Consider the following 13779-nt stretch of genomic DNA (forward strand, 5'->3'; position numbering starts at 1 on the left):
CCACGCGGGTCGTGATGACGCGAGACGCCACGTGACGCTGAGTGCGAGCGATGACACATGAAGTACATTGTTCCACAACCAGTTAGGGCCGCGCGACGGTTCCATACCCCTCGGTCAATTCAGCCACAATCGACCCGATGACGACTTTGGCCTTCATGCGGACCGGCACGCGGTGCTCATCGGTGGTGAACCAGACTCGGATATTGCCTTCGTTGAGAAAAATGCCCTGGAACGGCATGATCACGACCACCCGGGCCGTTTCTCTCTTCCCCCAGGGACCCTCCACTGTTTCAAGGCCTTCGACCCGCACGTCCATCTTGTAGTTTTTCTTGTCGTGGTGAACGGTCAGAGCCAGTGCGGCTCCCGGAACAAAGGGCAGTACCTTGCGAACGTAATACAAACAGGACATGGCATCCTGGACGTCGGGCGGGATGGCCAGTTCGTCGGTTTTGCCGTCCTTCACCGCGGTCACCAGGCCTTCGCTGTGTCGAAAGGTATAGTCGAAGTCGTTGAAACGTTTGCCCTCTCGTCGCGCAAAGGTCATGTGCCTGGGAAGAAACGACTCCAGATCGACCTGGGACACCCCACGATTGTCGACGGGATAAAACTTCGTCACCGTGGGGCTCGACCTAGCCGTCATGCGCAGCGTGAGCTGCGGCTTGCCCCGGTCGTCGGCACCTTCCTGCACGACCATGGTGGCAATGCCCGCGCGCATGCCCAACCAGGTCACGTCGTAGGCCAGGCGTTCACCGTTTGAGAAGGGCAAGGAAACGGAGTCGGAAGATGTTCGCCCAGGGCTGGTCTCTGCCGCGCCCCTTGTCGGAAACATGGAGACGGCGAGCAGGGCCGCCAGCAGACACAGAATTGGACTGATTCGAGCAGGAAGGGAGATCAGCCTATATAGCCAGGACACGCCGGGCCTGCGCCAGTTCGGTTTCGATGGTCGCGCGGATCACATCCAGCCGGGCTTGCGACGGCGCCTCAAACCGAAGCACCAATGCCGGTTGAGTATTTGATGCCCGGATCAATCCCCAGCCATCGTCGAAAATCGCACGCACCCCGTCGATCGTCACCAATTCACGCATCTTGAGAGTCGAGGCCCCCACAGGCTTGTCGGCCTCAAGATAGGCGCTCAACTGGGCACGCACTTGATCGACCAGTTGAAACTTGACGTTGTCGGGACAGTCCACGCGAATTTCCGGTGTCACGGTGGTCTGTGGCAGATCCGCGACTAAACTCGACAACGATTGTTTGGTCTTAGCCAAAATCTCCACCAACCGGCAGGACGCATAAATCGCGTCGTCGAACCCGAAGTAGCGGTCGGCAAAAAACATGTGGCCGGACATTTCGCCGGCCAACACGGCCGATTCCGCCTTGAGTTTGGCCTTCATCAGCGAGTGGCCGGTCTTCCACATGATCGGACGTCCGCCTTTGGCGGCGATGTCGTCGTACAAACATTGCGAGGCTTTGACCTCGGAAATGAAGGTCGTGCCTGGTCGACGGCTCAAAATCTCGCGCGCATAGACCACCATCAAGCGATCACCCCACAGAATGTGGCCCCGCTCGTCGATCGCGCCGATCCGGTCCGCATCCCCGTCATAGCCGATACCGACGTCGGCCTTCTGTTGTTGAACGGTCGCTATCAGGTCTTGGAGATTGTCCACCACGGTGGGGTCGGGATGATGGTTGGGGAAACGCCCGTCCAATTCATCGTAGAGGCCGGTGACACGACAGCCCATTTGCTCCAGTGCCTGCTTGGCGACTAAGGACGCGGCACCATTGCCGCAATCGATGACGACATGCAGGTGATCCGCCCGTACGTCGGCAAAACTGCGCTTCAGATGCTCGAGATAGTCCGGAATGATGGGATGGGATGAGAGCCGGCCCGAGCCGGTTGCAAATCGCCCTGCTTCCATGACCCGGCGTAAGTGCTGAATCTCTTCGCCGTGAATGGCTTCTTTGCCGATGCAGATCTTAAACCCGTTGTATTCGGCGGCATTGTGGCTTCCCGTGATCATGATTCCGCCCTGCACGGGCAAGGTGAACAGGGAGAAATACAGCAGCGGCGACGCGCAGAGCCCCAGATCGACGACATCCAATCCGCCGGCGAGGAGGCCCTTGATCAACGCCTGCTGCAACGCGGGCGAACTCAACCGGCCGTCTCTTCCAAGGCTGATCCGTGACGTGCCCTGCTCGCGGGCCATCGTGGCGTAGGCACGCCCCACTTGCTCCGCAATCGCCTCCGTCAGTTCCTCACCGACAATGCCTCTGAGATCATATTCACGGAAGAGCGCCATCAGTCACTCCAGGTATGAAGTTGGATCAGAACATCGAGGGAAGGAAATCCCCCGCCGGTGCGCCGAATCATCACGACAGCGGTTACGTGCCGGCCGTTCGACCGTAGTCGTCTTTGAACCGAACGATGTCATCCTCTCCAAGGTAGGGGCCGTTTTGCACCTCAATGATGTGCAAGGTGTCGCTGCCGAGGTTTTCGAGGCGGTGCGGCGTCTCCACCGGAATGGCCGTACTCTGCCCCACCCGCAGATCCAACAACTCATCCCCTCTGGTGACACGGGCGGTCCCTGCGATCACCACCCAATGTTCGCTGCGCTTGTGATGCAGTTGCAACGACAACCGCCCGCCGGGATTGACCGTCACACGCTTGACCTTATATCCGGGCCCCTCTTCCAACACCGTATACGATCCCCAGGGGCGAAACACCGTCAGATGCTCCAGATGCTCAGGCGCACCCTGCTGCTTCAGGATCTCGACCATCTGCTTCACGTCTTGCGAGCGGGACTTCGGGCAGATCAACGTCGCGTCGGGGGTATCGACCACGACCATATCAGACAGGCCGATCGTCGCCACGACCCGTCGATCGGCATACAGCACCGAGTTGCTGCTGTCCATGTCGATCACACGCCCGCTCACCACGTTGCCGGCCTTATCGCGTGGAGCCACTTCTTCCAAACTGCTCCAATTCCCCACGTCCGACCAACCGAAGCCGACCGGAATCATCGCCGCATTGGCGGATAGTTCCATCACGCCGTTGTCGATCGACACCGACGGCACTTTCTTATACGCCGCTTCAATGTCCTTTGGATCGGCACCGGAAGCCATCAAGGCGTGAACGCGGGCAATCGCCTTGGCGAGCTGCGGCTGATGCCGGCGAATTTCCTCCAGAATGGTGGCCGCCTTCCAGAGAAACATCCCGCTGTTCCAGTAATAGTTGCCGTTCTTCAGATATTGGGTTGCTTTGGCGCGATTCGGCTTTTCGACAAACCGTGCCACCGGATGACCGGTCAGACGTCCCTTCTTGGCCAACGCGGTTCGCCGATTCGGTTGAATGTACCCATACCCGGTTTCCGGTCTGGTCGGCTTGATCCCGAATGTGACCAACCGCCCCTGCTCCGCGAGGTGGGACCCCAACGCCACAGCCGCCCGAAAGGCTTTCTCCCCCGTCACGACGTGGTCCGCCGGCAAGACCAACATCATGGCCTCGGGATCGCGCCGGACCAGTTCCGCCGCGACCAAGGCAATGGCCGGGGCCGTGTTTCGCCCGACCGGTTCCACGACATAATTCTGCTGCAAGTCGGATTTCCACTCACTTAACTGCACACGAATGGAATCGGCCTGACCGGGATTGGTGGAGATGATGACATGATCTGGTTTGGCGCAGGAGAGCACACGCCGCATCGTCTGTTGAATCAGCGTTTCATCGCCGATGATACGCAGCAATTGCTTGGGATAGAGATGGCGGCTCAGCGGCCAGAAGCGGGTTCCGCTGCCCCCGGCCAAAATCACAGGATAGAGATGCGTGGTCAGATCCATGGAATTGTTCTCACTGTAAACAGCACCTGCCGGCCATCGACTCACTGCTCCTGCGCCGCCAGGATGAGATCGGCGATTTCACGCACCGCCCCTTCACCACCCTTTTTCTTGCAGACGTACCGTACCGTCTTTTGGACCTGAGGGATTCCGTCGGCGGGGCAGGCGGAGAACCCAACCGCCCCTAATGCCTGCAGGTCGTTCACATCGTCGCCGATGTAGGCCACCTGCTCCATCGTGAGGCCGTGCCGGGCAATAAGATCTTTCAGCACGCCCAGCTTATCGTATGCACCTTGATGCACTTCGGGGATCGTCAATTTCTGGGCGCGGCGCATGACGATTTTCGTCGACTCTTGCGTGATGATCGCCGTAATCAGGCCTGCCTTCTGCAGCAATTTAATTCCCATCCCGTCGCGGGTATGGAACTTTTTCCATTCATCGCCGGACTCGGAATAATACATCCCGGCATCAGTCAGCACTCCATCGACATCCGTCGCAAACAGGCGGACCCCGCGGAGGATCCGTTGAAGAGACACACGGCGTTTCGTTGGAGCTGTGATTCGGCGTTTGATGCTGGGCATACCTGGGCTTTCGACTGGAGGGATGTTAACAAGCCATCATAGGAAACTCAAGAAAACTCAACGATCAGCAGCGGCACGAACCCGGTTCCTCACACGAATCAGGGTGGGCCGAACGCATGAGACAGAAGGAGTCGTCAGTAGGCATGTCGATGGATGAAGCCGCGCCAGAATGTCAGCACCATGATCTTGATATCGAACCAGATCGACCAATGCTCGATGTAATACAGATCATGCTCGATACGCTTTTCGAGCGAGGTGTTGCCGCGCCATCCGTTGATTTGCGCCCATCCGGTGATGCCGGCCTTCATCTTGTGTCGCAGCATGTACTGCGGCAGCGTTTCTCGAAACCGGGCAATGAACTCCGGCCGTTCCGGGCGCGGGCCAACGATACTCATCTCTCCACGCAAGACATTCCAGAATTGCGGCAGCTCATCCAAGCTGGTCCGTCGCAAAAAGGCTCCGATCGGCGTCCGCCGGTCGTCGTTCGGCTGGGTCCAGACCGGCCCAGTCTCCGACTCCGCATCGACCTTCATGGAACGAAACTTCAGCATCTCAAACGCCTGCCCGTCGAGTCCCATGCGGAGCTGTCGGTAAAAAACCGGACCGGGCGACGTGACCTTCACCAGTGCCGCCACCAGGCATAAGACCGGAGCAAACAGCACGAGGGCCGCCGAAGCCCCCACCACATCCAGCATCCGTTTGATCACGAGATTCCACCCGTGCAACGGCGATCCCTGCAAGGTGATCAGCGGAAGCCCCTCGAACATCTCGGCCTCCGCCCGTAGGCTGACGAACTCGCACATGGCCGGCAGCGCTTTGACCTCCACCATGGTGGTGGCCAGGAACGCAAACATTTTCTCCGCCCACTGTTCATCTTCGGGAGGGAGACAGACAAACACGATGTCGACGCCCGACTGCACCCGCGCCTGGAGATCATCGTATTGGCCGATCACCGGCACGTCATGGATACGTTCACCCACCTTGCGACGGTCGGCACTCAAGAATCCCTGGACCTTCACGCCCAGCTCCGGATGCTCGGCGAGCGCGGCCACCACCCGCCGCCCCAATCGACTGGTACCGATAATGAGGGCATGACGCTGGTTATAGCCCTGACGGCGAAGGAACCGCAGCGCTTCTCTGAACAAGACGCGGGAAAATCCCAAGGTGATGAGGTTCAACAGCCAGAAGTAGAGCAGGACCAGTCGGGAGTACTCATACTGCCGCAAGAAAAAAGTCAGCGCCACCAGGATGAGGACCGACAGGGTATTGGCCTTGGCCACATCCAGAAACTCCGACAGGCGCGTCCCCATGCGTCGGGGACGGTATAAGTCGAAGGCCTGAAACGACATGCCCCAGACCGCGATGATCGGGACCAACAACAATAAATAAGTCCGCAAGGGGGGAATCCCCTTGGGCGCAGGCTCCATGATTTCGGAGAAACGAAGGTAGTAGGCTCCGATCCAACAGGCGCAGATCAGCCCCAGATCGATGCAGAACAACAAACTCTTGAGAAACTGCGAGTGGCGCTTCAGCATGCTCCCTCTACAATGCAGGCCCGTGTAGAGCCGCCATGGCGAAGGCGTTGATGCGCTCCCTGAATAACCGCCGATCGAATGGCGCGACGTGGTCGCGGATTGAACGCGGATCAAACTCGGCCTGTCGACGTTCAAACGACTCCATCGCCTGAACCAGCGATTCCGTCGAAGGCTCGAAGAAGAACACCCCGGTAGGCGCGCCGCTGCGGGGATCGCGACCTGGCTGGTCTCCTTGCGAGACCTCACCACCCGGGACCAACTGACCGGCCAGCGGACACACGGTTTCCAACGCACCACCCCGCCCGAAGGCAATCACCGGCTTACCGCAGGCCATGGCCTCCAGCGGGACGATACCAAAATCCTCCTCCCCTGGAAAGAGCAACGCCCGGCACCGCGCATAGTGATCCCGCACCACCTCGTCCGGCTGCCACCCGAGGAACTCGATGGTGGGACCGGCCAGCTTTCGCAATCGAACCTCCTCCTGTCCCTTGCCGATGATCTTTAGTCGTCGTTTCATAACATTGCACGCCTGAATAGCGAGATCAACCCGTTTGTATGGCGCGAAGGCCGTCACCATGAGATAAAACTCCTCGGACCGCTCCGCGAGTGGAAAGGAATGCCAGTCCACGGGCGGGTGTACGACAGCCGCAGGCCTTCCATAATACCGTTGCACCTTTCCGGCGATATTGTGCGAATTCGCGACAAACTGATCGACCTGGGCGGCGGACGCCACATCCCATCGCTGCAAACGGGCACGAAACAGTTCCATGCCCACCCGCGCCACCAAGCCGGACCGTCCCCCGCCGGAATAGTTCTCGAATTGATCCCACACATATCGCATGGGCGCATGAATGTAGCAGAGGTGCTTCGCTCCCAGAGGCGAACGAATTCCCTTCGCCACGCAGTGGCTGGAACTCAGGATGAGGTCGTACGATCCGAGCCGGAACCGCTCGATGGCCGCGGGAAACAGCGGTAAGTAGTAGCGATAGAACCGTTGCGCCAGCGGAAGGGATTGAATGAAACTGGTCCGGATTCGATGCCGTTCGATCGTGGGTGACACCGTCCCTTTGATGTGCAGCAGGGTGTAGAGATCCGCATCAGGAAATAACTCGCAAAAAACTTCCAGGCATCGCTCGCCGCCCCGCATCCCGGTCAACCAGTCATGGACAATGGCAACACGCATGAATTCCGTTCATCATTTCACGCCGGCTTGCTCAAAGCGCCGCGCGACGGGTCAGCGGCGACTCCTGATTCGCCTGAGCCGCTCGAGTGACAGACACAAACAGGGACACGAGTAATGCGCAGGCCGCCGCCTCCAACGTCAGCCATGCGACGACCGGTCCCCACAGGTTAAAATACACGATACTCACAGGCACCAGAAAAAGACCGGCCAGAGCAGACAGCAGGTTCACACGACACACCGCCCGCTCCTGGTAGATCGCGATCAGGCCGGACACGAACGGCCGTTTCAACGAACTCAGGACGATGGCCAGACTCCCCACCTTCAGCAACGACAAGGCCAGGGTTGCGTCGTTCGATAGGGCCATGTTGTCGACAATCATCACGATCCCGAACCACACCCCTGCCGCCAGCGTGGCCGTAATCAGACCAGTCAGCCGCGCCGCACGCCACACCCGCACGTCCACTTCCCCAACCTGATTGCCCGCGCCGAGTTCCGAATAAGACGTGATCAGCAACCGGGAGATCGAGGCCCAGGCCAATTCCACCACCGCAGTGGTACGTTGCACCAACCCGTAGAGGCCGACAGCCGTCTCACCCAGAATGAGTCCCAGAATGATCAAGGGTGCTCGCACGTCGACCACCATTGCCAATTGATTGAGGCCGAGCCAGCGAGATTGCCACAAGACCTGGCGAAACCCGACACCAGGTTCGTCGCTCACGGCCAGCGTAGAGGCGATCGCCACGAGGTAGACGCAGGACATGCCGAGGCCCCCGAGGGCGGCCATCACCAGTACAGCGACCACGCCGCCCAATGCCGGTGCTTCGCCAAGGAAGTAGACCCACGCCACCGGCACGAGATAGCCACCCATCGCCAGGAACCACCGGAACCGCGAGACCGTGCCATAACGGTGAGCCGAGAGCCCGACCGCATCACAGGTCTCTCCCCAGGACTGACTCACCATCAACGCCATCCCAAGCACCATGGCAGCGGGCGTCGCGAGAGTCCACCAGCCCAACCCAACAGGAGCGGCAACCAGGAGCATGCCGAACAGCGAGAGCAGGACCTTCCCTCGCATCGCCCGGAGAAACGTTTCTCTGGACAGGGACGGAACTGCGCCTCCCAGCCGCAGCCAGTGTTGACTGACCCCGAAATCCGCGGCCACACCGATCAGCGATCCCGCCGCAGCTCCCATCAGAAACGATCCCAACAACGACAAGGATTGATACCCGAGGTACAGGATCAGGAGATACCGCGCCCCTTGCAGGACCGCATCGGAGACAATTAATGGCAGTGCGGCGCGTCCCAATCGGCCTGAATTCCCGGTTACTCTCCCCGCAATGGATATCGGCGCTTGGGCTTGGGCCGATTCGGACGATCCGTGACGCTCCGCGCCCCTCTCACCCATACGTGACACCTCACCCATTCACGCGATCCCTGGCTGGACGAGTCGTGCGCGCACCATACCGACACCGCTTCATCCTCTACCCAGGTAACGGCGTCTCGGCGGGGTATTGTCCCAACGTGCGCAGCCGTGCTGCCGCCTCCTGCTGTTCACTCCGTCGCAAACCTGAAACTCTTGGCCCCAGCACGTCACAGTACACCCCATCCAAGACCGCCAACATCCGCGACAGGGAAAAGTCGGTCTGGCGCACATGACGCCCCGTCTCGATCAATTGCGCGCGCAACGAGGCATCGGTGGCCACGCGCAGCTGCGCCGCGGCCGCCGCGGCCGTATCATTGGCCGCGAAGAGCACACCCCAGCCGCTCAGCACATCGCGATTTCCCACCACGTCGCTGGCGACAATGGGCACCCCCTGCTCCATCACTTCCAGCAACACGAGCGGCAGCCCCTCCCATCGTGAGGTGGAGACATACAGATCAAAGCCCGGGATCAGCCGATCGGCATCCGTTCGGCTCCCCAGGAACAGGACTCGGCCGACGAGCGCCGCATCCAACCCACGGCGGTACGTTTCGCCGCAGCCATCTCCGTCTCCATCACCGATGATCACCCAGACGGCGCTGGGAAGCTTCGCCGCAACGGCCGGCATGGACGCCAACAACAGGTCCAACCCCTTGGCGTAGTCGAATCGCCCGATCCAGCCGATCACGAACCGATCGGGAGGCAAGGCCCACTCGCGATGCAGGGCATCCCGCGCGACAGAAGCGTGAGGTATTGTCCGCCCCTCATCCAGTAGTCCTGTCACCACCACGCGCGAACGGCCGACGGGAAGATGATGTGCAGCCGCAAGCGCCTGCTCCCCGGGCGACACATAGAGCACCGCATCGAAGACCAGGCGAAAGAGACATTCCATCACCCACGCACTGGTATATCGCCACCCTCGCGCAAACGCATAGTGCGGACCATGCGGGGTATAGAGCACCGGAATGCGCACCAAGACCTTGACCCAGAAGGCGAAAAAGGCCGCGCCGCGCCCATGAGCATGGATGGGCGCCGGTGCCCGCAACAGTTCCGTGAGCAAGCGCCAGACCGAGCGTGCGTTCGGCCGCCGCATGGGCAACACCGAGACCTCCACCCCCATGCCTCGCCAGATACCCACGAACGGCTGCTCGTCGGAACAAAACACCCGCACCTGAGTTCCGGCCTGTTGCTGATGCCGTACGACCGCCGTCACATAGGCCGGCCCGCCGCCGATTCCGGCTCGGGCGGTCATGTGCAACATGCGGTTCGGAAGCCAGTCCGATAAGGCCAAGCCTACCAAGCCGAGCAACAGACCGAACAACGTCGTCCAATGCAGCAGCAGATTGTCGGTGAGCAGCTCCTCACCGGCCAGGCTACAAGCCAGCACCGCGGGCCAGAACGCAATGAGCATCCACCCCAAACCGATGCGGGCGATCGACTCCCGGCCACGCACGGGGATCAGCACGCTTTTCACGGCACTCCAGAACAACCAGGCACAGGCGAGCAGGAGCGGAAGCAGCGGCCCGACGCCGCCCTTGAGCAAAATGTCGAGAAAAAGATTATGCGCGGTTTGGAGATTGACGTTGGAGCCCTCGTAGGGAAGCCCGACGACAGTCTCCACGAACCGCCGACGATCGTACCCGATGCCCCAGATCACGGTCTCCGGATGGGCAAGGAGATGACGGATCGACTGCCCCCAAATCCACAACCGAGTCTGCACATTCCTGACGGATTGCCTGGTGGGCGCATGATCCGCCAAAACCGGCGTGGCCTCCCCTGTGACATTTTGCGTAATGTCCAACCGGCCGATCAGCGTCTCCTGCAGTCTCTCCAGGGTCGGCAAGGCGGTACGGAAGAGGGCGGTGACAGACAACAACACAAGCGGCACGACCACGAGCAGGACGGCGCAGAGCAGGCGTCGGCGCGCAGACAACAACGCACCAGGATTCAGCCGCAGCAGCACGAACAACCCGCACAGCGAGACGGCCAGCGCGAGCAGGCTGGTGCGCGACCCGCTCAACAGGATGCCGCTCAAGGCGAGGGGGCCTAGCACGCCGACTTGGCCCGCGGCATACCGCGAGTTTACGAGGCCGTTCCAGCCGCTGAACAGCGCCAGACAGCAGCTGAACATCAGCGTACAGACCAGATACATGCCATAAGCCGTGTGGCCCATCGCATCGCTTCTGACCGACAGTCCATCGAATGACCACACTTCCGCAAACGTCCCCATGGCAAAGAAGATCGACGCCCCGTCCGTATAGATATTCGTGTAGTGGCCTTCCAGCGCTTGCCACAGCCTGAACGCGGAATAACACAGGGTGCCGAACGCCACTGGCGGCACGAGATAACTCACAAGCCTGATGACCGCCAGAGGACAGCGAAGGGTCAACAAGGCCGCCAGCGGAAGCGGCGCAAGGTAGAGCACCCACTTTATGAGCAGCAATAGGCCGGTCTTTTGAAAAGAAGCAAGCCAGATCGAATTGACGGCCAGACTGAGCAAGAGGCCCGCGACCGAGAGTCCGAGCAACAGCACCGGCACGTTCCACACCTGCCACTCGGCGACGTACCAGCCTTGCCTCAGCGACGACCATGTGCGCCGACTCTCCCATGCCACCCAGACCCATGCCGCCGCCAGGAGGGGCACGAACGGATGCAGCACGATGCTGTCCGTCAGGCGAAACTTGAAGAGCAGCGGCGAACAGAGCAGACCACCGAGAAGCGCCAGCCCGATAAGGTCCGACGCGGCGAAACCGTCCTCCTCCACGCGTACCGCCTCATGCGGCACAGAGAATCTATCGGACGGCCCCTTAGTGACCGGATAGAACCTGCGCATAGACCTCCTCAAGATCAGCTACATGCTTCTCACGCGAACGGGGATGACGCCAATAGTGCTGGTGGGCGGCACGACCCAATCGTCGCACGAATTGATCATCCTGTAACCGCGTCATGACCGCCTGAAGCGCCCTCGCATCTCCCCCTCGAAAATACAGCCCCGTCTCCCCGTCGATCACCAGATCGCGCGCTGCACAGGAATCCGCCACCACTGCCGGGACCCCGAGCGCGGCGGCCTCCAACACGACCAATCCTTCGGTCTCATACCACAAAGACGGGAAAATTACGGCACGCGCACCGGACAATTCCTGCGTCACCAGCTCGCGGGACAGCCAACCGGTCAGGGTGGCGGCCGGAGCTAGACGGCGAACCTCCGCGGCGCTCTCGCCTTCGCCCACAAAACGGACAGGCCAGTCGGTTTGCTGCGCGACCGCGGCCAGAAGGTGCGGGCCTTTTTCACGCGACAGACGTCCGACCATCACGAAGGGCTTGTTCGATTCAGGCTCGACCGGCTCGGCCCGCGTCACCTCGATCATATTCCGCACGTGATGCACCTGCGTCCCGTCAGGGAAAAACGGGCTGAGAATCCGCCGGCTGAAGTCGGACACGACCACGACGTGTTTCACCTCCTCAGGAATTCCACCCCATTGCCGCTGGACCGCGCTTCTGGCGACCCGCCACCACTTGTGCGCGGCATTCCGCCGGTCACAGCCTTCAAACACACAGGCGGCGGAGAGCGGTCGCAGTCCGCAAATCATATCCTTCGGATGGTTGTAAAACCCGCCGGTCGGACAGACCGACACATAATCATGATACGTACAGACGACCTTCGCCCCCATCGACAGGGCAGTCCGGACCACACTGCTGGAGAGCACCTTGTCCCACCCGTGCACATGCACCACCGTGCGGTCGAGGTCCATGCGCCGTAACAACGTGCCCATCGCCCGCGCGGCCCCGACATTCCACATTCCCTGCACCATCGCGCGCAACCGGCGCGGATCGTCGGCAATGGAATACTGGTCGGTGCAGACAACGTCAATCGAACTGGCTTTGATTCGGTTGTCGACGGGACCGGCACCGGCGAACAGCGTCACCGCATGCCCTCTGGCCGCCAGGCCGACGGCGCTCCCCAAGGCCACCGCGGCGTTTCCACCGTTCACATGGGCGAAATCACTGACGACGACAATGTTCACATTCACTCCGTCGACCACAGAGTCCGCGGCGGGTTACTCAGCCGGAACACCGAGTGCTTTCAGCAGGCTGGACACCCGAGCACTCCAGTCGTGATCCGCCGCATAGGCCTGTAATGCAGTCCGAGCCGGCGGACTCGCCAGCGCCTGCTCGATGGCACGCGAAAAGGCTTCGGTTCCTCGACACAGCTGCGCCGGGCTCTTGAGATGCGTCAATTCTTCCCATTCCGTCGCCACGATCGGCAGACCGCAGGCGGCATACTCGTACAACTTGAGGGGGTGAATGCTGTTGACCAACTCCGCATGGTTCACCACATCGAATGGAATGAGACCGACATCCGCATGCTGCAGATAGGCCGGCACATCGGCGTAGGGCCGCCGCCCCAACAGATGCAGGTTGGGGCGCGGGCGCAAGCGCTGCCTCGCCAACTCATCCGGGCCGATCAAGACAAACGACACATGAGGCAGCCGGTCCAGGACCTCGTCCATCAAGCGGTAATCGAACCAGACATCCATTGCGCCGACATAGACGGCAATCGGCCGTGGGATCCCGGAGTAGTCTTGCGGGCACTCTCGTGTCGCTGCGCTGAAATGCGCATAATTGACTGCGTTGGGCAGATAGGCCATCGACGTCGGCCGCAGCGCCTTCACGTAGCCTTCAAGGCTGTGGGCGGCATAGACCACCAGGTCGACCGAGCGGGCCACCATCCGCTCTAATTGCACAATGGCCGGTGTGGTCTTCGCAAAGCCGGACAAGGCGTCGGCGATGCGATAGACCGACTTGCCGGCTCGAATATGCTTCAGCCAGCCCTGGTGGACCACACTGTCGCAATAGAGCACGTCCACCTCGCCAAAGCCCTGTTGTCGCAACGTGCCGACAAGATTGGGCATGGTCAGTCGACTCCACTGTTCGGCGATCCAGGGTTGGTTGAGCACCGGCTTATTGTGCGGCGTGAAGAGCGCGCCCGGCACATAGGCCCAGACCTTTCCCGGTACAACGCGCGCGCCACCGCTGCGATAGAGGTGATACCGATCCTTGAATTCCTCCGCATTCCCGCCCAGCAGATGCCAGGGGGAAATCGGCTCCGAGACGAACCCAACCTCCCATCCCGCCTCGGCAAAGCCGCGAGCCAGGTGGTGGCTGCCTACCTGAAAGGGCGAATGCCACTGGTTCACGGTGGCCATCAACACTCGTCTGCGTGGCATCGAC

10 protein-coding genes are annotated in these 13779 nt (G+C 60.8%); all 10 read right to left on the minus strand.

Annotated features, from left to right (window positions below; all coding sequences use genetic code 11):
- Positions 1 to 82: 82 nt before the first annotated feature.
- Entirely contained in the window at positions 83 to 766 is a 684-nt protein-coding gene (locus tag KJA79_RS21950) for a DUF3108 domain-containing protein (RefSeq protein ID WP_246507865.1), read from the minus strand.
- A gap of 130 nt (positions 767 to 896) precedes the next feature.
- Positions 897 to 2297, minus strand: a complete 1401-nt coding sequence (locus KJA79_RS21955; protein WP_213044248.1) for a phosphomannomutase/phosphoglucomutase — start codon at positions 2295 to 2297, stop codon at positions 897 to 899.
- 82 nt (positions 2298 to 2379) lie between these two features.
- The gene (locus tag KJA79_RS21960) at positions 2380 to 3831 is read right to left on the minus strand and encodes a mannose-1-phosphate guanylyltransferase/mannose-6-phosphate isomerase (protein WP_213044249.1); all 1452 of its coding nucleotides are present in this window, start codon (positions 3829 to 3831) and stop codon (positions 2380 to 2382) included.
- Between the two features lie 41 nt (positions 3832 to 3872).
- Positions 3873 to 4364: a KdsC family phosphatase gene (locus KJA79_RS21965; RefSeq protein ID WP_246507867.1), complete on the minus strand. Its 492-nt coding sequence runs from the start codon at positions 4362 to 4364 to the stop codon at positions 3873 to 3875.
- Between the two features lie 179 nt (positions 4365 to 4543).
- Positions 4544 to 5944, minus strand: coding sequence for an undecaprenyl-phosphate glucose phosphotransferase (locus KJA79_RS21970; protein WP_213044250.1), 1401 nt, complete (start codon positions 5942 to 5944; stop codon positions 4544 to 4546).
- A gap of 7 nt (positions 5945 to 5951) precedes the next feature.
- Entirely contained in the window at positions 5952 to 7127 is a 1176-nt protein-coding gene (locus KJA79_RS21975) for a glycosyltransferase (protein ID WP_213044251.1), read from the minus strand.
- Between the two features lie 31 nt (positions 7128 to 7158).
- Complete coding sequence (locus KJA79_RS21980; RefSeq protein WP_213044252.1) at positions 7159 to 8532, minus strand: lipopolysaccharide biosynthesis protein; 1374 nt, start codon at positions 8530 to 8532, stop codon at positions 7159 to 7161.
- Between the two features lie 76 nt (positions 8533 to 8608).
- Complete coding sequence (locus KJA79_RS21985; RefSeq protein ID WP_213044253.1) at positions 8609 to 11380, minus strand: glycosyltransferase; 2772 nt, start codon at positions 11378 to 11380, stop codon at positions 8609 to 8611.
- Complete coding sequence (locus tag KJA79_RS21990; protein WP_213044254.1) at positions 11355 to 12572, minus strand: glycosyltransferase family 4 protein; 1218 nt, start codon at positions 12570 to 12572, stop codon at positions 11355 to 11357. The genes KJA79_RS21985 and KJA79_RS21990 overlap by 26 nt, the downstream gene beginning before the upstream one ends.
- A 33-nt stretch (positions 12573 to 12605) precedes the next feature.
- Entirely contained in the window at positions 12606 to 13775 is a 1170-nt protein-coding gene (locus KJA79_RS21995; RefSeq protein ID WP_213044255.1) for a GumK N-terminal domain-containing glycosyltransferase, read from the minus strand.
- Positions 13776 to 13779: the final 4 nt, after the last annotated feature.

Origin of the sequence: Nitrospira defluvii, assembly GCF_905220995.1 — a bacterium.
GTDB classification, from domain to species: Bacteria; Nitrospirota; Nitrospiria; order Nitrospirales; family Nitrospiraceae; genus Nitrospira_A; species Nitrospira_A defluvii_C.